Origin of the sequence: Spirillospora sp. NPDC046719 (assembly GCF_040645715.1) — a bacterium.
GTDB lineage: Bacteria > Actinomycetota > Actinomycetes > Streptosporangiales > Streptosporangiaceae > Spirillospora.
The window spans coordinates 79,384-105,577 of the sequence record NZ_JBEYYT010000002.1 but is presented as its reverse complement, the minus strand read 5'-3'; the positions used below and the strand labels follow the sequence as shown (position 1 = coordinate 105,577).

Annotated in this window: 25 protein-coding genes; 16 read left to right on the top strand and 9 right to left on the bottom strand. The window is 75.5% G+C overall.

Annotation, left to right across the window (positions count from 1 at the left end; all coding sequences use genetic code 11):
• The 7 genes from ABZ914_RS01080 to ABZ914_RS01050 form a co-directional block, all read left to right on the top strand.
• On the top strand, window positions 1-3,283 hold a 3,283-nt coding region (locus ABZ914_RS01080; protein ID WP_500190768.1), incomplete at its 5' end, for a S8 family serine peptidase.
• Between the two features lie 114 nt (window positions 3,284-3,397).
• Entirely contained in the window at window positions 3,398-4,009 is a 612-nt protein-coding gene (locus ABZ914_RS01075; protein WP_500190767.1) for an RNA polymerase sigma factor, read from the top strand.
• Window positions 4,002-5,183 carry a CU044_5270 family protein gene (locus ABZ914_RS01070; protein ID WP_500190765.1) on the top strand — a complete coding sequence of 394 codons (1,182 nt, stop codon included), beginning with the start codon at window positions 4,002-4,004 and terminating at the stop codon, window positions 5,181-5,183. The genes ABZ914_RS01075 and ABZ914_RS01070 overlap by 8 nt, the downstream gene beginning before the upstream one ends.
• Before the next feature lie 146 nt (window positions 5,184-5,329).
• The gene (locus ABZ914_RS01065) at window positions 5,330-5,899 is read left to right on the top strand and encodes an RNA polymerase sigma factor (protein WP_433145629.1); all 570 of its coding nucleotides are present in this window, start codon (window positions 5,330-5,332) and stop codon (window positions 5,897-5,899) included.
• Window positions 5,896-7,116, top strand: coding sequence for a CU044_5270 family protein (locus ABZ914_RS01060; protein WP_500190764.1), 1,221 nt, complete (start codon window positions 5,896-5,898; stop codon window positions 7,114-7,116). The genes ABZ914_RS01065 and ABZ914_RS01060 overlap by 4 nt, the downstream gene beginning before the upstream one ends.
• Before the next feature lie 156 nt (window positions 7,117-7,272).
• On the top strand, window positions 7,273-7,887 hold the full coding sequence (locus tag ABZ914_RS01055; RefSeq protein WP_500190762.1) for an RNA polymerase sigma factor: 615 nt from the start codon (window positions 7,273-7,275) through the stop codon (window positions 7,885-7,887).
• Window positions 7,884-9,209: a hypothetical protein gene (locus tag ABZ914_RS01050; protein WP_500190761.1), complete on the top strand. Its 1,326-nt coding sequence runs from the start codon at window positions 7,884-7,886 to the stop codon at window positions 9,207-9,209. Before ABZ914_RS01055 ends, ABZ914_RS01050 begins: the two co-directional genes overlap by 4 nt.
• A gap of 62 nt (window positions 9,210-9,271) precedes the next feature.
• Here ABZ914_RS01050 and ABZ914_RS01045 read toward each other — a convergent pair whose 3' ends face one another.
• Window positions 9,272-10,006 carry a TetR/AcrR family transcriptional regulator gene (locus tag ABZ914_RS01045; RefSeq protein ID WP_433243757.1) on the bottom strand — a complete coding sequence of 245 codons (735 nt, stop codon included), beginning with the start codon at window positions 10,004-10,006 and terminating at the stop codon, window positions 9,272-9,274.
• Between the two features lie 112 nt (window positions 10,007-10,118).
• Between ABZ914_RS01045 and ABZ914_RS01040 the strand changes: the two genes are divergently transcribed.
• The 3 genes from ABZ914_RS01040 (at window position 10,119) to ABZ914_RS01030 (ending at window position 13,311) form a co-directional block, all read left to right on the top strand.
• Window positions 10,119-11,627 (top strand): MFS transporter, encoded by a 1,509-nt coding sequence (locus ABZ914_RS01040; RefSeq protein ID WP_500190759.1) that lies wholly within the window; start codon window positions 10,119-10,121, stop codon window positions 11,625-11,627.
• A gap of 86 nt (window positions 11,628-11,713) precedes the next feature.
• Window positions 11,714-12,286 (top strand): RNA polymerase sigma factor, encoded by a 573-nt coding sequence (locus ABZ914_RS01035; RefSeq protein WP_500190758.1) that lies wholly within the window; start codon window positions 11,714-11,716, stop codon window positions 12,284-12,286.
• A 2-nt stretch (window positions 12,287-12,288) separates the two neighbouring features.
• Entirely contained in the window at window positions 12,289-13,311 is a 1,023-nt protein-coding gene (locus tag ABZ914_RS01030) for a CU044_5270 family protein (RefSeq protein WP_500190755.1), read from the top strand.
• Window positions 13,312-13,377: 66 nt separating this feature from the next.
• Here ABZ914_RS01030 and ABZ914_RS01025 read toward each other — a convergent pair whose 3' ends face one another.
• On the bottom strand, window positions 13,378-14,931 hold the full coding sequence (locus ABZ914_RS01025; RefSeq protein ID WP_500190753.1) for a 3-hydroxyacyl-CoA dehydrogenase: 1,554 nt from the start codon (window positions 14,929-14,931) through the stop codon (window positions 13,378-13,380).
• 125 nt (window positions 14,932-15,056) lie between these two features.
• On the opposite strand from ABZ914_RS01025, the gene ABZ914_RS01020 reads away from it, so the two are divergent.
• Window positions 15,057-16,265: an acetyl-CoA C-acetyltransferase gene (locus ABZ914_RS01020; RefSeq protein WP_500190752.1), complete on the top strand. Its 1,209-nt coding sequence runs from the start codon at window positions 15,057-15,059 to the stop codon at window positions 16,263-16,265.
• Here the strand turns inward: ABZ914_RS01020 and ABZ914_RS01015 are convergent.
• Both ABZ914_RS01015 and ABZ914_RS01010 read right to left on the bottom strand, forming a co-directional pair.
• The gene (locus ABZ914_RS01015; RefSeq protein WP_500190750.1) at window positions 16,262-16,969 is read right to left on the bottom strand and encodes a response regulator transcription factor; all 708 of its coding nucleotides are present in this window, start codon (window positions 16,967-16,969) and stop codon (window positions 16,262-16,264) included. The genes ABZ914_RS01020 and ABZ914_RS01015 overlap by 4 nt on opposite strands.
• Window positions 16,966-18,165 (bottom strand): sensor histidine kinase, encoded by a 1,200-nt coding sequence (locus ABZ914_RS01010; RefSeq protein WP_500190748.1) that lies wholly within the window; start codon window positions 18,163-18,165, stop codon window positions 16,966-16,968. The genes ABZ914_RS01015 and ABZ914_RS01010 overlap by 4 nt, the downstream gene beginning before the upstream one ends.
• Window positions 18,166-18,299: 134 nt before the next feature.
• On the opposite strand from ABZ914_RS01010, the gene ABZ914_RS01005 reads away from it, so the two are divergent.
• Complete coding sequence (locus ABZ914_RS01005; protein WP_500190747.1) at window positions 18,300-19,832, top strand: nitrilase-related carbon-nitrogen hydrolase; 1,533 nt, start codon at window positions 18,300-18,302, stop codon at window positions 19,830-19,832.
• A 23-nt stretch (window positions 19,833-19,855) separates the two neighbouring features.
• Complete coding sequence (locus ABZ914_RS01000) at window positions 19,856-20,512, top strand: class I SAM-dependent methyltransferase (RefSeq protein WP_500190745.1); 657 nt, start codon at window positions 19,856-19,858, stop codon at window positions 20,510-20,512.
• A gap of 12 nt (window positions 20,513-20,524) precedes the next feature.
• Here the strand turns inward: ABZ914_RS01000 and ABZ914_RS00995 are convergent, their stop codons facing one another.
• Window positions 20,525-20,932: an SRPBCC family protein gene (locus ABZ914_RS00995; RefSeq protein WP_500190744.1), complete on the bottom strand. Its 408-nt coding sequence runs from the start codon at window positions 20,930-20,932 to the stop codon at window positions 20,525-20,527.
• Window positions 20,933-21,006: 74 nt separating this feature from the next.
• Between ABZ914_RS00995 and ABZ914_RS00990 the strand changes: the two genes are divergently transcribed.
• Together ABZ914_RS00990 and ABZ914_RS00985 are read left to right on the top strand one after the other, a co-directional pair.
• Window positions 21,007-21,192 carry a GntR family transcriptional regulator gene (locus tag ABZ914_RS00990; RefSeq protein WP_500190742.1) on the top strand — a complete coding sequence of 62 codons (186 nt, stop codon included), beginning with the start codon at window positions 21,007-21,009 and terminating at the stop codon, window positions 21,190-21,192.
• 76 nt (window positions 21,193-21,268) lie between these two features.
• Complete coding sequence (locus ABZ914_RS00985) at window positions 21,269-21,832, top strand: dihydrofolate reductase family protein (protein ID WP_500190740.1); 564 nt, start codon at window positions 21,269-21,271, stop codon at window positions 21,830-21,832.
• Here ABZ914_RS00985 and ABZ914_RS00980 read toward each other — a convergent pair.
• On the bottom strand, window positions 21,829-22,389 hold the full coding sequence (locus ABZ914_RS00980; RefSeq protein WP_500190738.1) for a TetR/AcrR family transcriptional regulator: 561 nt from the start codon (window positions 22,387-22,389) through the stop codon (window positions 21,829-21,831). The genes ABZ914_RS00985 and ABZ914_RS00980 overlap by 4 nt on opposite strands.
• A 101-nt stretch (window positions 22,390-22,490) precedes the next feature.
• Between ABZ914_RS00980 and ABZ914_RS00975 the strand changes: the two genes are divergently transcribed.
• The gene (locus tag ABZ914_RS00975) at window positions 22,491-23,093 is read left to right on the top strand and encodes a DUF2867 domain-containing protein (RefSeq protein ID WP_500190737.1); all 603 of its coding nucleotides are present in this window, start codon (window positions 22,491-22,493) and stop codon (window positions 23,091-23,093) included.
• Here ABZ914_RS00975 and ABZ914_RS00970 read toward each other — a convergent pair whose 3' ends face one another.
• From ABZ914_RS00970 to ABZ914_RS00960, 3 genes are all read right to left on the bottom strand, one after another.
• Complete coding sequence (locus ABZ914_RS00970; protein ID WP_500190735.1) at window positions 23,094-24,035, bottom strand: TIGR01777 family oxidoreductase; 942 nt, start codon at window positions 24,033-24,035, stop codon at window positions 23,094-23,096.
• A 121-nt stretch (window positions 24,036-24,156) separates the two neighbouring features.
• Window positions 24,157-25,404 carry an NAD(P)/FAD-dependent oxidoreductase gene (locus ABZ914_RS00965; protein ID WP_500190733.1) on the bottom strand — a complete coding sequence of 416 codons (1,248 nt, stop codon included), beginning with the start codon at window positions 25,402-25,404 and terminating at the stop codon, window positions 24,157-24,159.
• Between the two features lie 139 nt (window positions 25,405-25,543).
• Window positions 25,544-26,134 carry a TIGR03086 family metal-binding protein gene (locus ABZ914_RS00960; protein WP_500190731.1) on the bottom strand — a complete coding sequence of 197 codons (591 nt, stop codon included), beginning with the start codon at window positions 26,132-26,134 and terminating at the stop codon, window positions 25,544-25,546.
• Between the last annotated feature and the right edge of the window lie 60 nt (window positions 26,135-26,194).

The following is a 26,194-nucleotide window of genomic DNA, read 5'->3' as shown; positions in this document are numbered from 1 at the left end:
CTCGGGGGGGCTCGCGCCGGGCCGGTCGTGGAAGGTGACGCTGCTGACCGGCGACGTCGTCCGGGTCCGGACGGCGCGCGGCCGCCCGCCGATGGTCGCGGTGAGCCCCGCCCCCGGACGCGGCGCCCACCTGTTCCGCACGGCCGTCCGGCCGGACGGGCACGTGGTGGTGACCCCGCTCGACGTCGCGCGCCTGGTCGGCAGGGTGATCGACCCCGCTCTGTTCGACGTCACGGCGCTGATCGTGGACGGCTACGACGACGCCCGCAGCGCCGACCTGCCCCTGATCGTCCAGCGGGACGGCGGCGCGCGCGCCCTGTCGGCGCTCGGCGGCGGGACGCTCCGGCAGGGCGTCGCGCTGCCGAGCATCGGGGCCGTCGCCGCCCGGCAGCCGAAGAAGGACGCGCAACGGCTCGGCTCGTCGCTGGCCGCGATGTCCGGGCCGTCGCCGAAGGCCGCGAACGGCCTCCGGCACGTGTGGCTGGACGGCCGGATCAAGGCGACGGCGCTTCGCGCGGCAGCGCCGGCGGCCGCCCCGAAACTCGACGGGAACCTGACGCGGATCGGCGCGCCGAAGGCGTGGAAGGCCGGGTACACCGGCGCGGGCACGACGGTCGCGGTCCTCGACACCGGTGTGGACGCGACGCACCCCGACCTCAAGGGCCGGATCGCCGGGACGGAGAACTTCTCCGACGCGCCCGGCACCGCCGACCGGTTCGGGCACGGCACGCACGTCGCCGCGACGATCGCCGGCACGGGCGCGGCCGCCGGCGGCGCCCGCAGGGGCGTCGCGCCCGGCGCGCGCCTGCTGGTCGGCAAGGTCCTCGGCGACGACGGCTTCGGCACCGACTCCAGCCTGATCGCGGGCATGGAGTGGGCGGCGCCGCGCGCGAAGGTCGTCAACATGAGCCTCGGCGGCGACGCGTCCGACGGCACCGACCCGGTCTCGCGGGCGCTCGGCGGGCTCAGCGCGAAGTACGGCACGCTGTTCGTCGCCGCCGCCGGCAACGACGGCGCGATCGGGTCGATCGGCGCGCCGGGGTCGGCGGACGCCGCGCTGACCGTCGGCGCGGTCGACGGCGCCGACCGGCTCGCGGACTTCTCCAGCCGCGGCCCCCGCGCGGGCGGGCACGTCGCCAAGCCGGAGATCGTCGCGCCGGGCGTGGACATCGCGGCGGCCCGCGCGAAGGGCACCGCGATGGGCACCCCGCTCGGCCCGCTGTACACGCGGGCGTCGGGCACGTCGATGGCGACCCCGCACGTGGCGGGCGCGGCGGCGCTGCTCGCCGCCCGGCATCCGCACTGGACGCCCGCGCAGCTCAAGGCCGCGCTCGTTGGCACGGCCGGACCGGCGACCGGCGGCGACGTCTACGAGCGCGGCGGCGGGCGCCTCGACGCGGGCGCCGCCGTGACCAGCGGCGTTCTGCCCGCCCAGGGCGTGGTGGACCTCGGCACCTCGGCGTTCCCCGCGCACAAGGCGCTGTCGACGAAGCTCGCCTGGACGTCGCAGGGCGCCGCCGCGCGCCTGTCGCTGAGCGTGAAGGCGACCGACCGGAAGGGCCGCGACGCGTCCGGGGCGGTGCGCCTGTCCGCCGCCGCGGTGAACGTCCCGGCCGGCGGCACCGCTTCGGCGTCGCTGACCGTCGACGCGTCCAAGCTCGCCGCGCGTCCCGGCATGTACGAGGCGCAGGTGACGGCGAGGAGCGGGAAGACGGTCGTCCACACGCCCGTGACGTTCTACGTCGAGCCGCCGTCCCACACGCTGACGGTGAAGGCGGTCCCGATGCCCGGCACGGAACCGGCCGACTTCTCCGCCTACAGCGCCGTGGTCGATCTCGACGACGCCGCGCTGTTCGCCGAATCGGTCGACCCGACGCCGGAGGGCACGAAGGTCCGCGTCCCCGAAGGCCGCTACAGCGTGCTCGGCACCGTCGACGACACCAAGGGGAACGCCTGGCGGTCCGCGCTCGCGGGCACGCCGGAGGTCCGCGTCGACCGCGACCTGACGGTCACGCTGGACGGCCCCGCCGCCAAGCCCGTCACGGCGAGCGTCGAAGGCGTCCGGACGAAGGCGGTCATGGCCAGCGCGTCCGCCGTCCAGAGCACGAAGCGGATGATGTGGACGGTCGGCGTCTACAGCGACGACCCCGCCGCCGCCCCCGTCTACGCCCAGGCCATGCACGGCGCCGGGACCGGGACGTTCCGCGCCTACAGCAGCCACCGGCTGACCGCGCCCGGCGCCGTCTACGACCTCATCCACCCGTACGGCAACGGCGTCCCGGCCGACCCGTCGCATGCCGTCGGCGCCGCGGAGAAGGCGCGGATGGCCCGGATCGACCAGCGGTTCGCCGCGTTCGACGGCGACACCGGCAAGGGCGTCACCGAGCACCGCTACGGCACGTCGCCGGAGGGCCTCCTGCTGGCCGGGCTCGACGCGTCCGGCGCCGTCCCGTCCGGGACGACCCGCACCGACTACGTGTCGACGGGCAAGGGGATGCTGTGGGCCGACGAGGCGTTCCCCAAGGCGATCGCCAACGGGGAGTGGGTCGACCAGCTCCCGTTCCAGGAACTGCGGCCCGGGCAGAGGATCTCGCGCACGTGGGGCCGCCAGCCGGTGCGTCCCGGCCCGTACTCCGGGTCCGGCGTCTCGCTCAGCGACTGCGCCCCGAACCCGTCCGTCCGGACCGGCGACCACGTCCACGTCGAGCTGGTCGACCTCCAGACCAGGCTGGACGGGTTCGACTGCGGCCTCGACGGCGGCGGCGTCACCGGCGCCCTGGCGCTGTACTCCGGCGGCAAGAAGGTCGGCGGCGCGTCCGGCCCGGTCGGCGACTTCGACGTCCCGTCCAAGCCGGCGGCGTACCGGCTGACCTACGCCAACGACGCGTCCAAGCTGCTGCCGGTGTCGGTCCGCACCTCGACGGCCTGGACGTTCCGCTCGTCCGCGCCGCGCGGCGACGGCGCGCTCCTGCCGCTGCTGCTCGTCGACTACGACCTCGGCCTCGACCTGCGCAACCAGCCGTCGGGCCGGCCCTCCGTCTTCACCGTCGCGCGCGTCGCGGGCGCGCCGGCGGCGAAGGTCACCGGGCTGCGGTTCTGGACGTCGGTGGACGACGGCGCGACCTGGCGGGCCGTCCCGGTGAAGGCGCTCGGCGGCGGCCGGTTCAGCGCGCCGCTCCCGGCCCCGGCCAAGGGGCAGGCCGTGTCGCTGCGGGTCACCGCGCAGGACGCGGGCGGCAGCGGCGTCGACCAGCGCATCATCCGCGCCTACCGCGTCCGGTAGCCGTCCGGTAGGCGTCCGGTAGGCGTCCCGGCGGGAGTCTTCCCGGCGCGAAAGCGGCGAGGGGTTCCGGGTGATACGTCTGTGACCGCCATCCGTGCGACGGAAAGGCAGCACATGACAGGGGAACCCCTCGCCGCGGCACCGCCCCGGGCCACCGCCGGCCCGCCCGTGCCGCGGGCGTCCCTGCACGACCCCGAACGGTTCGGGGAGGTCTTCGACGCGCACTTCGCCGAGATCCACGGCTACGCGGCCAAGCGCCTCGGCCCGGACGCCGCGGCCGACGTCGCCTCCCAGACGTTCCTGGAGGCGTTCCGCCGCCGCGACCGCTACGACCCCTCGCGCGCGGCCGTCCGCACCTGGCTGTACGGCATCGCGACGAACCTGATCGCCAAGCAACGGCGCAGCGAGGTGCGCGCGCTGCGCGCCCGCGAACGGCTCGGCCCCGGCGACACCGGCGGCGAGGGCCACGCGGACGCGGTGGACGCCCGCGTCAGCGCGCAGGGCCTGCGCGGACGGCTGGCCGGGGCGATCGCGGCGCTGTCCGCCGGGGAGCGCGACGTGCTGCTGCTCGTCGCGCTCGCCGAGCTCAGCCACGACGAGGTCGCGGCGGCGCTGGACGTCCCGTACGGGACGGTCGGCTCCCGGCTCAGCCGAGCCCGGAAGAAGGTGCGCGAAGCACTCGGCGGGACCAACCCGATGCGCGATGTGGAGGACGACCATGGATGAACTGCGGACCGTCCGGGAGGCGTACGGGGACCCCGCTCCGCCGACCATGACGGAGATCGCGCAGGCGCGCGCGCTGTGGGAGGAGAAGCCGCCGCGCAGGTTCCGGCCCGGGTGGCCGTTCCGCATCGGCCTCGGCGCCGTCGCCGCCGGCGCCGCCGCCGCGGTGGGGATCGCGACGGCCGGCACGTCCGGTTCGCCCGGCGCACCCCGGCCTCCTGCGAACGTGGACCTGGGCAGGCAGGCGGTGCTCGCCGCCGCCACCAAGGCGGAGCAGGCGCCCACCGGGAAGTACTGGTACACCGACCGGGTCTCCGGCCAGTCCTACATCGTCCGGTCGAAGTCCGGCACCCCGTACGCGATCTCCGCGGCGGCCTCGGAGATGTTCGGCTGGGACGGTGTGAAGCCCGGCATGGGCACGATGTACTACGACCGCGACCTCCCGGCCCGCCCGCTGACCGAGCAGGACGCGGCGGTGTGGCGCGCGGACGGTTCGCCGTCGAGCTTCCGCACCTGGTCGGGCGACCACCACGCCACCTACACCACCAAGGCGGGCAAGTGGCGGTCGAGCGGCCCGAACGTGGGCCTGGACCCCCAGGGCGGCGGGAGGTTCTTCTGGGGGAAGTCGGCCGAGGAACTGCAGGGGCTGCCCACCGACCCGGCCGCGCTCACCAGGATGATCCTGTCCGACGAGGCGCTGCGGAAGAAGTTCGGAAAGACACATCCCGGCGCGTCCCGGCGGGCGGAGTTCCGGATGACGCCCGCGGCGAAGATGCGGATCGCGTCAGGATTCCTGACCGCCCCGACGCCGCCGAAGGTCCGGGCGGGCCTGATCCGGGCGCTGGCCGCCCTGCCGGGCGTCCACGCGGTCGCCCGCGAGACCGACGTGCTGGGCCGCACGGGGGTCGCGCTCGCCGCCGACCCCATGCCCTCCACGGACGACGGCGAGTACGGCACGAGGAAGGAGGACCAGGGGACCTACACCTGGCGCAGCGTCCTGATCTTCGACGAGAGCAGCGGCGCGCTGCTGTCCATGCAGGACGAACTGGTCAAGCCCGGCGGCGTGTACCGGATGCGCGAGCCCGGCTTCGTCATCTACCACGACACCTTCCGCGGCTCCGGCTGGTCGGACACCGAGCCGAAGCCGCCCGCGAGGCCGCCCTTCCCCGTCCGCTGACCCGTCCCTCCGCGGCGGCCGGTCCCCGTCCGCCGAGGACGGGGACCGGCCGTCCCCTTTCCCCGAGATCCGGAATGCTTCGGTAAGAATCGGCGGCTCCCGATCACTACCCGGGTGACGGAACCCCCGGACGAAGGGCTCGGACCTTGTCGGACCCCGAAGACATCGCCCGGTTCACGGCGCTGTACGACGCGCACCATCCGCGCGTCCACGCCTACGCCGTGAGCCGGGTCGGCGTGCAGGCCGCCGAAGAGATCACGAGTGAGACGTTCTGCGTCGCGTGGCGGCGCGTCCGCGACCTGCCGGCCGAGCCGCTGCCCTGGCTGCTCGGCATCGCCCGCAACCTGCTGCGCGAGTCGTACCGGGCGCGGGACCGGCAGGACGCGCTGGCCCGCGAGCTGCGGACCTGGGCGGCCGGGCAGCCGCCCGCCGGCGACGTCGGCGAGGCGGTGGCCGAGCGCGCCGGGATGCTGCGCGCGCTCGCCGCCCTGCCCGACGGCGACCGCGAGCTGCTGGCACTGGTCGCCTGGCACGGGCTGTCGCCGGGCGAGGCGGCGAAGGTCATCGGCTGCTCGAAGGCGTCGTTCTACGTGCGGCTGCACCGGGCGAGGCGGCGGCTGGAGCGCGCGCTGACCGGTGAGTCGCGGGCGCCGGACCACGGCGCGCCCGCTCCCCGCCCGTCCCTGGTCAGCCCCGAAAGGAAGGTCGTCCGATGAAGCATGACGTGATGAAGGCGCTGGCCGAGGCCCGGCCCGAGCAGCTCGACCCCCCGGCGGACCCCGACACGGCCCGCGCGCGCCGGGAACGCGACCTCGGACGGGCGTTCCTGGCCGACCCCGACGACGCGCCCTCCGTGGGACGGGCGCGGGGGCGCCGTCCCGTCCGCTGGACGGTGCTCGGCGTGGTCGCGGCCGGGGCGGCGGCGGCCGTGGCGGTCGCGACGGTCGGCTCGTCCGGTTCGCCCGGCTCGCCGGGGACGCGGGGCGGGCCCGGGGCGTCCGGGAGCATCGACCTGAACAAGCAGGCGGTGCTCGCCGCGGCCACCAAGGCGGAAAAGGCGCCGACCGGGAGGTACTGGTACACCGACCGGCTCGACGGCCAGTCCTACATCGTGCCGGCGAAGACCGGGCCGTACGCGATCGTCGGCGCGCAGACCGAGTCGTTCGACTGGTTCGGCGCTAAGTCCGGGACGGGCGAGGCGTACTACCTGCGCGACCTGCCGGCCCGTCCGGCGACCGCGCGGGACGCGGCGCTGTGGCGCAAGGCGGGGTCGCCGTCGAGCTTCCGCGTCCGGACCGACGGCGGCTTCACGACGTACGGCACCAAGGCGACCGCGTGGCGGTCGAGCGGCCCGGAGGCGGGCACCGACCCGCGCGGCGGCGGGGCGTTCCTCGGCATGTCGCCCAAGGAGCTGCGGAACCTGCCGTCGGACCCGGCGGCGCTCGCCCGGAGGTTCCTGAGCCAGGCGGAGGCGAGCCGCGCCATGGGCGCGGACCCGAAGAGCGGCCGGGCGCCGAGCCCCGAGCAGGCCGCGGCCTCCCGGATCTGGCGGGTCGCGTCGCTGCTGGGCGGCGCGCCGGTGCCGCCGAAGGCGCGGGCCGGGCTGATGCGGGCGCTGGCCGCGCAGCCGGGCGTCCAGGCGATCGGGCACGTCACCGATCCGCTGGGCCGCCGCGGCGTCGCGCTGGCCTCCCCCGAGCGCACCACCGCGGTCGCGGACGGGCCGGACGGCGGGCGGAGCGCCTACCGCTCCCGCGACGTGATCGTCTTCGACGAGGCCACCGGCGCGCTGCTGTCCGTCCAGGACACGCTGACCCGGCCGGGCGGCGAGTACGCGGCGATGAAGCCCGGGTTCGTCATCAGCTACTCGGCGACCCGCACCGCGAACTGGACCGACGCCAAGCCGAAGCCCCCCGCGAAGCTCCCCTTCTGACCCCCCGGCCGGGGTGAGCGCTGCGTTGTCCCATGGCGGCCGCCCCCGTCCTCGCCCTCCGCCCGAGCTCCCGAGCTCACGGGCGGAGGGCGAAGGCGTTCCGGGGGATCGGTTGAGAACGGGGTGATCCGTCCCCCCCACAGCGAGGATTCGTCCATGGCACACGACCGCCCGCCGGAGCCGGAGGGCCCCGCCGGGCCCGGCTCCGACGCGGAGGTGATCGTCCGTTCGCGGCGAGAACCGGACGCGTTCGCGGAGATCTTCCACCGCCACTTCACCGAGATCCACCGGTACGCGGCCCGCCGGCTCGGCACCGACGCGGCCGACGACATCGCCGCCGAGACGTTCCTCATCGCGTTCCGCAAGCGCGCCCGGTTCGATCCCGCGCGGGCGACGGCCCGCCCCTGGCTGTACGGGATCGTCACCCGGCTGATCGGGCTGCACCGGCGCGCCGAGGGACGCCGGTACCGGGCGCTCGCCCGCACGCCCGCCGAGCACGTCCAGGACGGGCACGACGACCTGGTCGCGGCGCGGGTCACCGCCGGGGACGCCGGCGCGGACATCGCGGCCGCGCTGGCCCGGCTGCCGCGCGGGGAGCGGGACGTCCTGCTCCTGGTGGCGCTGGCCGACCTGTCGTACGAGGAGGTCGGGCAGGCGCTCGGCCTGAAGACGGGCACGGTCGCGTCCCGGCTGCACCGGGCGCGGCGCCGGCTGCGGGAGGCGCTCGGCACGGACCGGACGGCAGCGATCGCGGAGGAGGCGACGGCGTGAACGGGATCGACGAGATGGACGGCGTGCGGCGGGTGCTGGCCGAGCCCCCGGAACCCGCGCCGGAGGCGGCCGCGAAGGCGTTCGGCCTGCTGGAGCGCGAGATGTCCGGCGGCCGTGCCCGGACGCCGCGGGCGGGACGGCGGCTGCGGTCCGGTGGGCCGCTCGGGCTCGGCGCGGGCCTCGTCGCGGTGGGCGCGGCGGCGGCCGTCGCCGTGGTCGCGGCGGGCCAGGGGGCGCAGGAGCCGCCGAAGGCGCCGCCCGGTGTCGACCTGAACAGGCAGGCGGTGCTCGCGGCGGCGGCGAAGGCCGCGCTGATGCCCGTCGGGAAGTACTGGTACACCGACCAGATCCAGGGCCAGTCCTACATCATGCGGCCGAAGACCGGCGAGTACGCGATCGTCGGCGCGCACAGCGAGACGTTCGAGTGGTCGGGCGTGAAGAGCGGCATGGGCGAGGCGTTCTACGGCCGGGACATCCCGGCGCGTCCGCTGACGCCGAAGGACGCGGCGCTGTGGCGCAGGGCGGGCGCGCCGTCGGCGTTCCGCGTGTGGTCGAACGACCACTACTACACCTACGACCGGCACACCTCGGCGTGGGATGCGGACCGGCCGGACGCGCAGGGCGGCGGCCGGTGGCTCGGCGACCGGGACCCGAACGGCGGGGAGTCCGGCGGCATGACCGTCGAGGACCTGCAGAACCTGCCCACCGACCCCGCGAGCCTGGCCGCGCGTTTCCTGAAGGGGGCCGCCTCCGACCCGAAGCTGGAGAGGATCAGGAAGACCCTGGCGCAGATGCAGCGGCAACCCGTGCCCGCCGATCCCGCCAAGCGGGCCGAGCACGCCGCGGCCATCAAGTCGCTCCAGGACATGCTGAAGAAGGTCGACGAGGGCCTGCGGGAGGACCCGCACGGCTCGCGCGACAAGCTGATGAGGGCCGAGGACCTGATGATGGACCTGCCGCTCCCGCCGGCGGTGCGGGCCGGGCTGATGCGGGCCCTCGCCGCGCAGCCCGGGGTGCGGGCGATCGGAGCGGTGACGGACGAGCTCGGCCGCAAGGGCATCGCGCTGGCGGCCGCCGACACGACCGTCCACGTCACCGGCGAGTACGGCACCCCGGCCGCCGAGCAGGGGACCTACACCTCCCACGAGGAGATCATGTTCGATCCGGCGACCGGCCAGCTGCTCGGTAGCCGTGACGTGCTGACCAGGCCGGGCGGCGCCTACCGGTCGCAGCCGCCCGGCTTCGTGATCAACTACTGGCTGGTGCGGTCCTCCGGCTGGACGGACGCCAAGCCGGAGCCGCCCGCGAAGCTCCCCTTCTGATCCGCCCCGCGCGTTGACCGCGGCGAGCCGTCCTGGCGGCGTCCAGGGCGGCTCGCCGCACGTTAGCGAGGGCGGCGGCCCTCTATGCCGTCGAGGACGCAGGACAGCCCGTAGTCGAAGCGCTGCTCCACCACGTCGGCGGTCTCGCGGGTCCAGACCTCGCGGATGTGCGCGGTGAGCCGCGGGTGGCGCTCGGCGATCTCGGCGAGGTAGGGGCCGAGCGTCCGCATCCAGTCCTCGCCGGTCGCGGTGCCGTGGGCGCCCTGCCAGCTCGCCTCGCTGCCCGCCGCGCCGATGACGTAGTCGGCGATCAGCGACATCGCGTTGTCCAGGTCGAGGCCGGTGAGGCCGGCGCCGTCGAAGGCGCCGATCACCTCGTCGAGGACGCGGGTGGCGTTCGGTCCGATCATCGGCCGGGCGCCGAACAGCGGGACCGTCCAGGGATGCCGGTGGATCATCGCGCGCAGGTCGCGGGCGTAGCCGGCGACGGCGGCGCGCCAGCCGCCGGCGTCCGGGCCGGGGACGCGGACCTCGCCCATCACCCGGTCGAGGGCGAGCTCCAGCAGCTCGTCCTTGTTCGCGACGTGCCAGTAGACGGACGTCGCGCCGGAGCTCAGCCGGGTGCCGAGCCGCCGCATGCTGAGCCCGTCGAGGCCCTCGGCGTCGAGCAGCTCCAGCGCGGCGTCCACGATCTGGTCGCGGGTGAGCGTGGGCTGCTCGCGCTTGGCGCGCCGGGGGCGCACCCACACCGACTCCGGCGGCTTCCCGCCGTCCGCCTTGCCCGCCTTGGCCGCCATCGGTCCCTCCCCGGCTCGGTCCGTCTCGTACAGAGTACCGGGACTTGAACAGTGTGCGAGTAGCGTCGTACGGTGTGCGAGTCAGCTCGAACAGTGTACGAGGAGTCCTCCCGTGAACGCAGCCGCCCCCGCGCCGCACCCCCGGCGCTGGCAGATCCTCGGCGTCCTGTGCATGAGCCTGCTGGCCGTCACCGTCGACAACACCATCCTCAACGTGGCGATCCCGTCGCTGCTGAAGGACCTGCACGCGACCATGTCCGACGTCCAGTGGACGATCGACGCCTACTCGCTCGTCTTCGCCGGCCTGCTGCTCACCGCCGGCGGCCTCGGCGACCGCTTCGGCCGCCGCCGCGCGATGCTGGCCGGGTTCGCGCTGTTCGGCGGCGGCTCGCTGCTCGGCGCGTTCGCCGCGAACCCCGGCGAGCTGGTCGCCCTGCGCGCGGTCATGGGCCTCGGCGGCGCGTTCCTGATGCCCGGCACGCTGTCGATCATGGCGCGGGTGTTCGGCCCGGACGAGCGCGCGAAGGCGTTCGCGATCTGGGGCGCCACCTCGATGATCGGCGTCGCGGGCGGGCCGGCGCTCGGCGGAGTGCTGCTGGAGCACTTCTGGTGGGGCTCGGTGTTCCTGGTGAACGTCCCCATCACCGTCGTCGCCGTGGTCGGCCTGCTCGTCCTCGTCCCCGAGTCGCGCGGCCCGCGCCGCCGCCCCGACGTCCTCGGCTCCGCGCTCTCCACCGTCGGCATGGCCTCGCTCGTGTGGGCGATCATCTCCGCCCCCGACCACGGCTGGACCGGCGCCCGCACCCTCGCCGGCCTCGCGGTCGGCGCCGCCGCCCTCACCGCGTTCGCCGCCTGGCAGCGCCGCAACCCCGAGCCGATGCTCGACCTCGCCCTGCTGCGGCAGCGCGCCTTCGCGGGCTCCGCCGCCGTCATCGCGGTCCTCGGCTTCGTCCTCGCCGGGACGCTGTTCGCGCTCACCCAGACGCTCCAGCTCGTCCTCGGGTACGGCCCGCTCAAGGCCGGGCTCGCGCTGCTGCCCTGCGCCGCCGCCGCGGCGGCCGGCAACGGCCTCGGCGCCGCCCTCGAAGCCCGCCTCGGCGGGCGGCGCGCCCTCGTCGCGGACCTGCTCGTCATCGCCGCCGGGTTCGGCGCCCTCGCCCTGGAAGGCCCCGGCGACGGCTTCGCGCCGATCATCACCGGGCTCGTCGTCGTCGGGTTCGGCATGGGTCTCGGCTCCCCGCCCGCCTACAACCTGCTGATGGCGGCCGTCCCCGTCGAGGAGGCCGGCGTCGGGTCCGCGGTGAACGACGCGGGCCAGGAACTGGGCAACGCGCTCGGCGTCGCCGTCCTCGGCAGCGTGATCTCCGCCGTCTACGCCCGCGCCCTGCCGCACGGCGCGCCCGCCGCCGCGAAGCACTCGCTCGGCGAGGCCCTCGCGATCGGCGACCCGGCGCTCGCGCACCAGGCCCGCGACGCGTTCGTCCACGCGGTGTCCGTCGGGTCCCTCGCGGGCTGCGGCGCCACCCTCGCCACCGCGGCGTTCGCCGCGTTCGTCCTGCGCGGCGTGCCCTGCCCCTCCTCCGCGCCGGCTGGCACGGAGAAGGTCGCCGATCCCGCGTGAAAGCGATCCGGGGGGCGAGCGGAGTAGAAGTGACGACCATCCCCCCGGAGGTGCCTGATGCCGGACCCCATGGAAGGGGCGGCCGAGTGACCGCCCCACCCGACACGGCCCCGACGGACGCGGAGCTGCTCGCCGCGTCCGTCCGCGACGGCGACCGCTTCACCGCCGTCTACGACCGGTACTACGCCGACGTCCACCGCTACGTCGCCGGACGCCTCGGCCCGCAGGCGGCCGACGACGTCGTGGCCGAGACCTTCCTCGCCGCGTTCCGCCGCCGCGCCGCCTTCGACCCGTCCCGCGGGGCCGTCCGGCCCTGGCTGTTCGGTATCGCGACGAACCTCATCGCCCAGCACCGCCGGACCGAGACCCGCCGCTACCAGGCGCTCGCGCAGGTCGGCGTGGACCGCCACCCCGGCGGCCACGACGACCGGGTCGCGGCCTCGGTGTCCGCCGAACGGCTCCAGCCGTCGCTGGCCCGCGCGCTCGCCGCGCTGTCCCGCAAGGACCGCGACGTCGTGCTGCTCAAGGCCCTCGCCCAGCTCTCCCACGAGGAGATCGCCGACGTGCTGGGCATCCCGTACGGCACCGTCGGCTCCCGCCTGAACCGGGCGCGCAGGAAGCTGCGCGCCGCCCTGCCCGCGCACACGGAAGGACCGTGACCATGGACGAACTCCAGATGATCGCCACGATGCTGGACGAGCCGCCCACCCAGGACAGCGAGAACGCCGTCCGCCACCGCCTCCTCAACGGGATGCGCGAGCCGGAGCGCGCCGAGCGGCGGGCGTGGCGCCGTCCCGCCCTGTGGAGCGGCTTCGGCCTGGCCGCCACCGCCGCCGCCGTCACGGGCGCGGTCGTGCTCTCGTCCGGCACCACCCCGCGCGCGCCCGACCCCGGCCACGATCCCGGTTCCGTCTCCGCGCAGCCGATGTCGGCGAAGACCGTGCTGCTCACCGCCGCCGAGCACGCCGCCGCCGCACCGGCCTCCGGCAAGTACTGGCACGTCCTGAGGGTGCAGTCGAGTGCCTACTACAGCGACCGCGGGAAGTACTGGATGCTCGGGCGGCAGCTGATCGCGCGGTGGAGCCGCCCGGACGGCCGGTCCTGGAGCGGCTTCCGGACGCTCGGCGCCGTGCCCATGACCGCCAAGGACGCGCCCGCCTTCCGCCGGGACGGCTCGCCCGACCCGAACCCGGTCGCCCCCGGGCTCGTGAAGGACACCGGGCCGACGACCTTCTCCGTCTGCGACAGGGACATGACGTTCAAGCAGGTGCAGGCGCTGCCCTCCGAGCCCGGCGCGCTGAAGGCCGCCCTGAAGCGGGCCATCCCGCGCGACCACCCGACCGCCGGGCGCACCGCGGACGAGGTCGTGAAGAACTGCGTGACCGACCTGCTCAGCTTCGTCCCCGCGCCGCCGAAGGTGCGCGCCGCCGCCTACCGGATGCTCGCCGCGATGCCCGGGGTCACCGCCATCGGCAAGGTCACCGACGAGCGCGGCCGCCAAGGGGTCGGGCTGCACGTGCGGGTCATGCGCGACGTCGCCGACACCGTGATCATCGACCCGGGCTCCTCGCTCGTGCTGAGCACGTCGCGCACCGTGCCCGACGTGCCCGGCAAGGTCGACAAGGAGCTGTACGTGCAGGCCGGCTGGACCGACACGCCCCCGGCCGTCCCCACCCTCCCCTGACCCGGCGCGGCCGATCCGCGGCGAGCCGCCGTCATGGACACCGCCGTGACGACGGCTCGCCGCACCTCAGCCCAGCAGGTCGGACGGGCTGGTGCCGGACTCGGTGAGGGGCAGGCCGAGCGCCGCGCGTTCGGCCAGCCAGCCGGACGGCCGGTAGCGGGGGTCGCCGGTCGCCTCGTGCATCTGGCGGAGGACGTCGAGCACGCGGTCCGCGCCCACATGGTCGCCCCACTCCAGCGGCCCGCGCGGGTAGCCGAGGCCGAGCCGGACGGCCGTGTCGATGTCCGCCGGGCGGGCCAGCCGCTGCTCGGCGATGCCGCAGGCCACGTTCACCACCGAGGCCAGCAGCCGCGGGGCGACCGCCACCGGCGCGTCCCGCACGACGGTCACCGGCCGTCCCGTGGCGAGCAGGGCGGCGAGCGCGGCGCGGCCCGCGTCCGGGTCGAGGGCGGGCTGCACGGTGAGGGTGAGGCGGCCGAAGAACCCGAAGAACCCGTCCAGGCCGAGGGTCCGCTCGCCCGGCAGGCCGTTGGCGACCTGGTCGGCGACGCTCATGTCCGTGGTGGCGTCGACCAGCACGACGGCCCCCGCGGACGGCTCCTCGCCCGCCTCGACCTCCACCCCGGCCTCCGACAGCAGCATGCCCAGCGTCTCCCGGTGCTCCGGCTCCTGGAACCAGACCGGCCGCGGGTCGGTGGCCGGGGCGGCGGCCTCGGGCGGCTCCTGCTTGGCGCCGTCCACGTATCGGTAGAAGCCCTCGCCCGACTTGCGGCCGAGGAGCCCCGCCTCCATCCGCGCGCGGCCGATGCGGGACGGCCGGTACCGCGGCTCGGTGTAGAAGCCCGTCCAGATCGACTCCATCACCGGGTGCGAGACGTCCATCCCGGTGAGGTCGAGCAGCTCGCACGGGCCCATCTTCAGGCCGAGGACGTCGCGGGCGACGCGGTCGATGTCGGCCGGTTCCGCGACGCCCTCGGACAGGATCTGCAGCGCCTCCGTCACCAGGCCGCGCCCGGCGTGGTTGACGAGGAAGCCCGGCGCGTCCGGGGCGGTGACCGGTTCGTGGCCGAGCCGCCGGACGAGGGCGGACAGCGCGTCCGGGATCCAGTCGGCGGTCCGCGCGCCCGGGACCACCTCGACGAGCCGCATCAGCGGGACCGGGTTGAAGAAGTGCAGCCCCGCGAGCCGCGACGGGTCCCGCAGCGCCGCGCCGATCGCCGTCACCGGCAGCGAGCTGGTGTTCGTCGCGAACAGGACCCGCTCGCCGGCGGCGCTCTCCAGCGCCGCGAACAGCTCCCGCTTGGTGTCCAGGTCCTCCCGGACGGCCTCGATGACCAGGTCGCAGTCCTGCAGCGGGGTCAGCGGCTCGCCGACCGGCTTCAGCCGCGCCTTCGCCGCCGCCGCGTCGTCCGCCGCCATCCGGCCCTTCGCGACCAGCTTGTCGAACATCGCGCCCACGTGCTCGACGGCGTCCTTCACGGCCTCGAACCGGATGTCCGCCAGCTCCACGGTCAGCCCGCCGGCCGCCGCGAGCTGCGCGATCCCGCGCCCCATCGCGCCCGTTCCGATGACCCGGACCGTCGCCGCCCGCTCCGCCCAGTCCTGCCCGGCCTGCTCCATCGCGCCTCCTCGCTCGCCTGCCCTGCATTCAACCCGCTGCCGGGCGCGGGCCCGGACGCGGGGCGCGGTCTCCGGGGTCATAACCTGCGGGGTGCCCGCCGTTCCCGGATTGAGGAGAACCTGCCATGCGCGACGCGGTGATCTGCGAGCCGCTGCGGACCCCGATCGGCCGCTTCGGCGGGGTGTTCAAGACCGTGCAGCCCGTCGACCTGGCGTCCACGGTGATCCGCGCCCTGGTCGAGCGCACCGGCGTGCCCGGCGACGCGGTCGACGAGGTGTTCCTCGGCCAGTGCTACCCGAGCGCCGACGCCCCGGCCATCGGACGCGTCGCCGCCCTCGACGCGGGCCTGCCCATCGAGGTCGGCGGTCTCCAGGTCGACCGGCGCTGCGGGTCGGGCCTCCAGGCCGTCCTGAACGCCGCGATGCAGATCCAGACCGGCGTCAGCGACCTCATCATCGCGGGCGGCACCGAGTCGATGAGCAACGCGCCGTTCTACACGACGTCCGCCCGCTGGGGCCTGCGCGGGCCGTCCCTCGAACTGCACGACACGCTCGCCCGGGGCCGCGCCACGGCGGGCGGCGTCAACTACCCGGTGCCCGGCGGCATGCTGGAGACGGCGGAGAACCTGCGCCGCGAGTACGGCATCGGCCGCGAGGAGCAGGACGAGCTGTCGGTCCGCTCGCACCAGCGCGCCGTGGAGGCGCAGCGGTCCGGGCGCTTCGCGGACGAGATCGTCCCCGTCACCGTTCCGTCCCGCAAGGGCGACACCGTCGTGGACACAGACGAGCACCCGCGCCCCGACACGTCGATGGAGACCCTCGGCAGGCTGCGTCCCGTCCTCGCCAAGAGCGACGACCAGGCCACCGTCACCGCGGGCAACTCCAGCGGCCAGAACGACGCCGCCGCGGCGTGCATCGTCACGACGCCGGAGCGCGCCGCCGAGCTCGGGCTGCGTCCCCTCGTCCGGCTGGTCTCGTGGGCGCGCGCGGGCGTCCCGCCGCGCACCATGGGCATCGGGCCCGTCCCGTCGACCGCCAAGGCCCTCGCCGCCGCCGGCCTCACCCTCGCCGACATCGACCTGATCGAGCTGAACGAGGCGTTCGCCGCGCAGGTCCTCGCCGTCACCCGCGAGTGGAAGGTCAAGGACGCCGACTGGGACCGCATCAACGTCAACGGCTCCGGCATCTCCCTCGGCCACCCCGTCGGCGCCACCGGCACCCGCATCCTCGCCACGCTCGCCCGCGAGATGCACCGCCGCGAGGCCCGCTACGGCCTTGAGACGATGTGCATCGGCGGCGGCCAGGGCCTCACCGCCGTCTTCGAGCGCGTCTAACCGGGGTCCGCGCCGTCCCGCAGGCCCGGCAGGCCCGCCTCGTACGCGAGCAGCGCGGCCTGGACGCGGTTCTCCAGGCCGAGGCGCGCGAGGATCCGGTTGACGCGGCTCTTCACGTTCGCCTCGCTCAACCCGAGGACCTCGGCGATCCGCGCGTTCGGCAGCCCGCGCGCGACGAGCAGCAGCACCTCGCGCTCGCGCCCGGTGAGCCCGTCCAGGCGTCCCGGCGCGGGCGGTGCCGCCGGTGCGGGCGGCGCCGGGTCCGGGGGCGCCGCCGCGAACGCCGTGACGAGCCGCCGCGTCACGCTCGGCGCCAGCATCGCCTCCCCGGCCGCGACGACCCGGATCGCGTGTTCGAGCTGGTCGATCGGGCTGTTCTTCAGCAGGAACCCGCTCGCCCCGGCGCGCAGCGCCGCGTACACGTACTCGTCGAGGTCGAAGGTGGTGAGGACGAGGACGCGCGGCCGCGCGCCGCCCTCCCACGGGTCCGTCATGATCCGCCGGGTCGCCTCGACCCCGGACACGCCCGGCATGCGGACGTCCATGACCACCACGTCCGGCCGCAGCCGGGCCGCCTCGGCGACGGCCTCGGCGCCGTCCGCCGCCTCGCCGACGACGGCCAGCCCGTCCCGCCGGTCGATCACGACCCGCAGCGCCGCCCGCACCATCTCCTGGTCGTCGGCGAGCAGCACCCGGACGGTCATCGGACGCCCTCCAGCGGCAGTTCGGCGCAGACCAGCCAGCCGCCTTCCGGGCACGGGCCGGTGCGCAGCGTCCCGTCGAACGCGGCGACGCGCTCCCGCAGGCCGACCAGCCCGCGCCCGGACCCCGGCACGGGCGCGCGGCCGGGGACGGCGGGGCCGTTGCCGACCTCGACGACCAGCGCGGCGCCCGCCGTCCGCAGCGCCACCCGCACGTCGGTCGGCCCGGCGTGCTTGAGGACGTTCGTCAGCGCCTCCTGCACGATCCGGTACGCCGAGACCTGCACGGCCTGCGGCAGCGCGGCCGTCTCGGCGTGCACGTCCGCCCGCACCCGGCAGCCCGCGCGCTCGGCGGCCTCGACCAGGCGGCCGAGGCCGCGCAGCGACGGCTCGGCGCCGCCGTCGTCCCGGCCGGCGTCGAGCAGGCCGAGGATGCGGCGCATCTCGATCAGCGCCGTGTCCGCCGTCTCGGCGATGCGCGCCACCCCGGCGCGGCCGAGCGCGGGGTCGTCGCGGACGACGTCCTCGGTGGAGCGCGCCTGCACGGCGATGGCGCTGACGTGGTGCGCGACGACGTCGTGCAGGTCGCGCGCGATCCGGGCGCGCTCGGCGGCGACGGCCTGCCGCGCGTTGCGCTCGCGTTCGGCGCGCAGCCGCGCGTTGAGGTCGCGGAGCTCGCGGGCGTCGGCGTCGATGCGCCGCCGCGCGTACCCGAGCAGCCACGCGACGCCGAGGAACACCGCGAACGTGGTCGCGGTGATCGGTTCGAGCGAGTCGGGGCGCGGCGCGGGGGACCGGCCGAGCGCCAGGTCCACCGCGACGGCCCCGGCCAGGGCCCCGGCGGACGCGGCGAGGCTCGCGGCGGCGGGGGCGTACCGGGCCGCCGCGTAGACCCCGAAGATCAGGAAGTACGGCCCGGGCGTCTTGCCCGGAACCGGATCGGCCGCTTCGAACGCGATGAACGCGACGGTCATCGCCGCCAGCACCGCCAGAGGCCGGCGGCGCCGCCACAGCAGCGGGACGGTCTGCACCCCCCACAGCGCCAGTGCGGCAGGGCCGGGCGTGGGGTCGCGGGCGGCCAGCGTCATGCCGTCGAACACGGTGAGGCCGCCGCCGAGCACCGCGTCGAACAGCCACGGCCTGCCCGCCGTCCAGGCGCGGGCGGCCCGCAGTACGGACGTGACGGCGACGGTCTCCACAGCAGGTGAGGCTAGTCAACGGCTCCCTTCCGGGACATCGCCCGGAAGGCGCGCATCCAAAGTTGCGCGAGCCCGCAGAATTCGCCCGCGCGGGCGACGCCCCGCATATGCGTGCTCACTTAGCGTCCCAACACATGGGCATTCCTCTCCTCGAAAACACAGCGCCTCCAGCCGGGGCACGCCCCGCCGAGCGCGCGCGCCGACGCCGGTACGCGCTGCTCGCGGCCGGGACCGTCGCCATGCTGTTCGCGGTCGGCGGGCGCTGGGACGTCCCGCTCGCCGCGTGGCTCTTCCCCGTCCTGCTGCTGCGCTTCACCCGCACCACCGGTCCGTGGGCGGGCACCGCCTGGACGTGGGCGGCCCACCTCGCAGCCGCCGCGTTCTGGGTATACGAGTCGGCCATGGGGTCCGGCCCGGTCGTCCTCGCCGGTGCCGCCGCGCTCAGCGCGGTCCAGACCGTGCCGTTCCTCCTCGACCGCCTACTGACCCGCAGGCTCGGCCGCTGGACGGGCACGCTCGTCTTCCCCGCCGCCCTCGCCGCGACCGAGTTCCTCATCACGCTGCTGTCGCCGTTCGGGACCGCCTACGGTTCCCTCGCCGTCACCCAGCACGGCGATCTCCCGCTGCTCCAGGTCACGTCCGTCACCGGCAGCTACGGCATCGGCTTCCTCATCGCCTGGTCCGCCGCCGCCGTCAACGGGTTCTGGCAGGAGCCGTCGCGCCCGGCGGCCCGTCCCGCCGCCGCCTGCGCGGCCGTGCTCGCGGCCGTCGCCCTCGCCGGTGGCGCGCGGCTCGCGCTGCTCCCGCACGACGGAAGGACCGTGCGGATCGCCGGAGTGAGCCCGGCCCGGTCCGTGGTCGCCGCCGAGCACGCCGCGCTCGCCCGGATCCCCGGCGGACGGCAGGGGATCGCCGCCGCGCCGCCCGCCGCCGTCGACCCCGCCACCACCGCCGCGCAGGACGACCTGCTCGCCGCGACCCGCCGCGAGGCCGCCGCCGGAGCGAAGATCGTCGTCTGGCCCGAGAACGCGGTCTCCGCGCAGGCCGCCCGCGAACCGGCGGTCATCGCCGCCGCCCGCGCCGAGGCCCGCCGCTCCCGCGTCTACCTCGACATCGGCATCGCCGTCTACGACACCGCGGGCCCCGCCTTCGGACGCGACGAGACCGTCCTCCTCGGCCCCGACGGCGCCGTGCTGTGGACGTACCAGAAGGCCCACCCCATCCCCGGCTCCGAGACCTACAAGCCGGGGGACGGCCGCGTCCCCGTCGTCTCCACCCCGTACGGCAGGATCGCCAACGTCATCTGCTACGACGCCGACTTCCCGGCGATGATGCGCGTCCGCGCCGACATCATGCTCGTCCCGGCCCACGACTGGCGCGAGTACGGGCGTCCTCACACCGACAAGGCGGGCCTGCGCGCCGTCGAGGGCGGCTACGCGCTGGTGCGCCAGGACGCCGAAGGGCTCTCCGCCGCGTTCGACGCCCGCGGCCGCGTCCTCGCCACCGCCGACTACTTCGGCTCCGGCCGGCAGACGCTCGTCGCCGACGTCCCCGTCCGCGGCGCCACGACGCCCTACGACCGGATCGGCGACCTGTTCGCCTGGCTCTGCGTCGCCGCCGTCCCCCTCCTCGCGGCCCTCGCCGCCGCCCGGAGCCGCCGCACGTGACGTCCGCCGGGTTAGCGTGGCGTATGGGCAACGACGCGGACGCCACCGTGCAAGAGCAGATCGCCTATTACCGGGCCCGCGCGGGCGAGTACGACCGGGTCTACGACGAGCGTGACGACCTCCGGGCCCTCACCTCGATCGTCGACGACCTGCCGATCACCGGGGACGTCCTGGAACTGGCCTGCGGCACCGGCCAGTGGACGGGCCGCCTCGCCGCCCGAGCCCGCTCGGTGACGGCCGTCGACGCCTCCCCGGAGGCCCTGGACATCGCTCGCGAACGCGTGGCGTCGGAGACGGTCGAGTTCGTGTGCGCCGACCTGTTCGCATGGCGCCCGACCCGCCGCTACGACACCGTCTTCTTCGCCTTCTGGCTCTCCCACGTGCCGCCGGACCGCCTGCCCGGCTTCTGGCAGACCGTCGCCGACGCCCTCGCCCCGGGCGGCACCGCGGTGTTCGTCGACAACGGGCCGGGGGAGGCGGCGGCCGAGGATGTGCTCGCCGAGCAGGCCGTGCCCTCGGTGCGCCGCCGCCTCGACGACGGCAGCGAGTACCGCGTCGTCAAGGTCTTCCACGATCCGCAGCGGCTCGCCCGCGACCTCGCGTCCTGGGGCTGGACGGCGACCATCCGCCCGGCCGGCACCGCCTTCCTCACCGGAACCGCCACCCGCGCCGCGGGCTGACCCTCCGGGACGTCAGCCCGCCGACGCCTCGATCGCCCGCTTCATCTCCACCGCGCCGCGCTCCATGCGCACGCGGATCTCGCCGGCGACCGCATGCGGCAGCACATCGGTCGTCCAGACCAACCGCGCCCCGGCGCCCTCCGAACGGACCTCGAACGACGCGTGATGGCGCTCGACCGCCGGCCGCGCCCCCTCCACGACGGCGTACGCCAGGCGCCGGGCGCCGTCGTCGACCGCGATGATCAACTCCTGGATCACGTGCCCGTCGGGAAAGGTCAGGAACCGCCGGTCGCCCTCGATCCGCGTCCCGGCGACCCGGCCCGGCAGCAGCCGCTCGTGGACGGCCCCGACATCGCGCACCACGTCCCAGACGTGCTCAGGCGGCGCCTCAATGACGACCTCGTACCGCACAGACGCCATACGCCACCTCCGATGAAGATCATCGAGCGTAGTCGCCGCCCCGGCGCCCGGCCACCCGGTCAGAACATCGCCCGGTGCCGTCCCCGGTCGGACGGCGCATTCCGGCAGTGCGGGCCATGGCCGATGAATTCGGCGTCTCCCAGAGCACGGCCGAGGCGGCGGCGCGCGTGCTGCGCTCGCGGGGGCTCACCCGGGCGACGCACGGGCGGGGGACGTTCGTGATCGCGAAGCCGTCGGACGTCGAGGAGAAGGACGGCTGACCGTCCGAGGGCGGCGATGAGTTCTCGGCGCCTTCGGGGTCCCAACTTCAGGAGCTCATACCTGAGAGGCGGGGCCATGACGGGTTCATCCGGGCGGGGCAAGGTGCTGTGGCACCTCACCATGTCGCTGGACGGCTTCATCGCCGGCCCGGGACATGCGATGGACTGGATGTCCGGCCTGTCGTTCACGCCGGGGATCGTCGAGGAGATGGTCGCGACCACCGGCGCCATCCTGGCCGGGCGGCGCGGCTTCGACGCGGGCTACGACGCCGAGGGCGGGGAGAACCGCAGGCCGTACGGCGGGAAGTGGGACGGGCCGATCTTCGTGCTGACCCACCACCCGGAGGACGCCCCGCCCGCCCCCGGCTTCACCTTCCTGGACTGCGACGTCGCGGAGGCCGTCGAGACGGGCCTCGACGCGGCGGGCGGCAAGAACCTGGAGGTGTTCGGCGCCGACGTCGCGCGGCAGTGCGTCGAGCGCGGGCTGATCGACGAGTTCTCCGTCCACCTCGCGCCGGTGATGCTCGGCGACGGCGTCCGGCTCTTCGACGCGCCGGGCGTCGGCCCCGTCCGGTGGGAACTGATGCGCGACGCGGACGCCCCCGAGGTCGTCGACCTCCGCTACCGCCCGCGGCGCTAGCGGGCCGGACGGTCGAGGACGAGGTCGGCGGCGCGGGCGAGGACCTCGGCGCGGGTGCGGCCCTCGTGGCCGGCGGCGAGGAAGTGGTGCCCGATCGCGACGCAGAAGGCGATCAGGCTGCGGGCCTCGACCTCGTCGGGGTCGTCGCAGAACGTGCCGATCGTCTCGCGGAGCAGGGCCATGCGCCGGTCGTCGACCCGCCGCAGGCGCTCGGCGACCGCGTCGTCCCGGCGGGCCCAGTCGCGGACGGCGAGGTCGAGCGGGAGCAGCCGGTCGGAGAAGGTGAGCGTGCCCGCGCGCAGGGCGCGGGTCCGCGCGTCGCCGCCCTCGCTCTCGACGCGGTCGATGACGTCGTCGGTGCTCTCGCGCTCCCAGGCGTCCAGCATCGCCTCCAGGAGGGCGCCGCGGTCGGCGAAGTACCCGTAGAAGCCGCCCTTGGTGACGCCGAGCCGTTTGGCGAGCGCCTCGATCCGGACGGCGTCGGGCCCGCCCTCGGCCAGCATCCGCAGGCCCTCCTCGACCCACCGGCCGCGCGGCGTGCGGGTCGCGCCCGCCATGTGCCCCACCTCACTTCCGTCCGCACCATCTATACGCACCCGTATAACTAGGGTTAGCCTGGGTGTTGTACGCAACCGTATACCTGACGGAGGCGGTGGCCATGCGGCTTCCCGACAGCGCGCACACCGACCGGCCGTGGCGGATCCACGAGATCGCGCGGGACTTCGAGCTGGAGGACGTGTGGTCCGTCCGCGCCCCCGGCGCCGGGCCCGACGACTTCCCGGTGATGCTGGAGGCGATCCGGTCGTCCGGCGGCCTCGCCCGGCAGGCCCCTCCGGTGAAGCTCTTGTTCGCGGTCCGCTGGGGGCTCGGCGCGCTGCTCGGCTGGGACCGGCCGAGGACCGGCCTCGGCTCCCGGGTCCGGCCGCTGCGCGACCGCCTGCCGAGCGACCTGCGCGACACCGTCGACGGCGCCGGGCCGGTCGGCTCCCCGTTCACCCCCGTCTACCGGCTCCCGGACGAGGACGTCCGCGAGATCGCGAACGGCACCGTCCACGGCCTCATGCACCTGGGGTGGGCCCCGGCGGCGGACGGCGACTACGAGCTGCGGATGGCGGTGCTGGTCCGGCCGAACGGCCTGGTCGGACGCCTCTACATGGCCGTCATCACGCCGTTCCGGTACCTGATCGTCTACCCGATGCTGACCCGCCAGTGGGAGCGGGCCTGGCGCGAGCGCGGTGCCCGCGCCGCGACCGGGTCCTGATCAGCGGCGCCGCACCCGCCGGACGAGGTCGGCGGCGGCCTCGGGCCACCGCGGGTGGTCGAAGGCGAAGCCCGCGTCGAGCAGGCGGCCCGGGACGACGCGGCGGCTCTTGAGCAGCAGCTCGGTGTCCGAGCGGAGGGCGAGCGCGCCGATCTCGGCCATCCACGCCGTGGCGGGCAGGCCCACCGGCATGCCCCAGGCCTTGCGGAGCGCGCGCATGAACGCGCGCTGCGGCAGGGGACCGGGCGAGGCGAGGTTCACCGGCCCGTCGAGGTCGTCCCGGCCGATCAGGAACTCGACCGCGCGGACGAAGTCGTCCTCGTGGATCCACGACACGTACTGCGCGCCGCCCGCGACCGGCCCGCCGAGGCCGAGCCGCGCCATCCAGAGCAGCACGTCGAAGACGCCGCCGCGATCGGGGCTCATCACCATCGCGGTGCGCAGCGCGACCTTGCGGGTGGACGGGGTGTCGGCCTCCGCCTGCGCCCGCTCCCACTCCTCGGCGATCCTGACGCTGTACGACCAGTAGCGCGGCACGCCGGGCTCGCCGCCGCCGATGACGCCGGTCGCCTCGTCGTTGGGCGCGTCGAAGCGGTGGGCGTAGACGGTGGCGGTGCTCATCTGGAGCCAGACCCGGGGAGGACGCGCGGCGGCGGCGACGGCCTCGCCCACGACCCGCGCCGACTCGACCCGGGAGTCCATCATCTCCCGCAGGTTGGCCGGGGTGTAGCGGCAGCTCACGCTGCGCCCGGCGAGGTTGATCACGGCGTCGGCGCCGTCGATCGCCGCCGCCCACGGGCCGAGGGTCCGGCCGTCCCAGGGCAGCTCGCGCTCGCGCGCCGGCCGCCTCGTCAGGATCACGACCTCGTGGCCCGCGGCGGTGAGCGCGCGGTCCAGGACCGTGCCCACCTGCCCGGTGCCGCCGGGGATCACCAGCTTCATCGCGTCCACCTCCGGGTGTCCCCGGAAGCGTAACGCAGATTTTTGAACGCGTTTAAAAACGAGACGGCCGTCACGGTGCCACCGGCGGCCGGCCCGCCGCCGTGCCAACGGGAGTTCCGGATCAGGCCGGGTGCAGGGTGGCGCCGCTCCGCTGGACGGCGTCGGCGAGCACGGCCTCCGCGGTGCGCCGCCCGGACACCAGGGCGCCCTGGATGGAGCCGGTGTCGCGGTGGTCCCCGCAGACGTACCGCCCGGCGCCCAGCCGCACCGGACGGCGCATCCGCAGCGGCGGCGGCATCGCCGGCAGCGCGGCCTCGATCGGGTACTCGGCCACGAGCCGCCAGCCGGACGTGCCGCCGTAGATCTCGCCGAGCCGGTCCAGCACGCGCGCCTCGTCCGCCCCGGTCCCGAGCACGGACGTCGAGACGAGCGCGCGGCCGTCGGACGAGTACTCCGGAGCCGCGTCGGTGAGGACCAGCGTGTCGGTGACGACGCCGTCGGCGTCGACGATCTGGATCGGCTCGCCCAGCGGCGAGGCCGGGGCCGAATGGTAGAAGGTCGTGACGGCGCGCATCGCCGGCGCCTCGATCTCGGGCAGCAGCGCGGCCGCCCGGCGCGGGTCGGTGGCGACGACCACGGCGCTCGCCCGCACGGTGCCGCCGTCCTCGGTCCGCACGCCGCCGTCCACGATCTCCCGCACGGGGCTGTTCAGGGAGATCGTCCCGGCCGGCAGGCGCGCGGCGAGCTGCTCGGGGATGCGCCCCATGCCGAGCGCCGGGACGGCGATGGTGCCGCGCGCGAACGACCGCCAGACCAGGTGGAAGAACCGGCTGGAGGTCTCCAGCTCGCGCTCCAGCAGGACGCCCGCCAGGAAGGGGCGCATCAGCCCGTCGATCATCACGTCCGACATGCCCCGGACGCGGAGCTCGTCGCGGGTGCGGCGGTCCGGGCCGTCGCGCAGCCAGGAGCCGGACGCGGCGAGGTCGCGGGCGGTCATCGCCGCCAGCGCCGCCTTGTCGGCGGGCGTCCCGACGTCGGCGAACACGCCGCTCAACGCGTGCTCCGGGTGCCGCCAGGGCAGCATCACGCGCTCCCGGCGCCCCTCGTGGAAGACCAGCAGCCCCGACGCGAACGGCCGCAGGTCGAGGGCCCGCAGATCGAGCAGGCGCCTCGCCTCCGGATAGGCGGTGTTGAACACCTGGAACCCGCGGTCGAGGCGGAAGCCGTCCACGAGGTCGGTGCGGACCCTGCCGCCGACCCCGTCCGACGCCTCCAGCACCCGGACGGGCACCCCGCGCTCGTGCAGCCGCACCGCGCAGGCCAGCCCGGCCAGTCCCGCTCCGACAACGACGACGTCCTCGGCCATCATGCGCCCCCCTCGGCCGGCCGGCACCGGCCCCTCCGGTCGCTCGCCCGGTCGTCATGCCCGCCGATGCCCTGGTCATCCACGGTCACCGGCGGGCCCGGCCGGGAGCACGCCATTGATCAGAGCATGGGTACCGGCGCGGCTAGGGCGTCCAGGACGGGTCGCGGCCGGTGAGGGCGATCAGCCGGTCGAGGGGAGAGGCGCCGTCCGGGACGGGGACGGGCGCCTCGAACAGCCCCGGCGAGCCCTTGCCGCCGCTCTGCTCGACGGCCTGCCCGACGAACACGAGGCACTCCTCCACCTCGTCGTCGCCGCACACGTAGGGCTGCCCGCTGGCCGCCGCGATGTCCCAGCCGTGCACGACCAGCTCGTTCAGCACGACGCGTCCCATGACCTCGGCGGGCATCCGCACGCCGCCCGCCTCCGTCGTGCCCTCCCAGGCGGACGGTTCGCGCCAGGCGGCGGCGAGCGCGTCGAGCCGCTCGGGCACGCGCGTGCGCCAGTCGGGCGTCAGGTTCGCGCCGTCCGGTGACGGCGGCTGCGACCCGCCCTCGGGGACGTCCTTGGCCGCGGCCTGCGCGAACGCCAGCGACAGCCCGTCGACGTGGTCGATCAGGGTCGCGAGCGAGGTGTCCGCGCACGGCGTCGGCGCGCCGAGCCGGTCGTCGCGCACGGCGGCGAGCAGGTCCGCCAGCCGGCGGGCGGCGGGTGCGAGGTCGGGGTTCTGGGGCATCGGCCGGTCTCTCCTCCGTCGGTCCGGCCCGTCGGCCGCGTACCGCTGGGCGGGAACGCG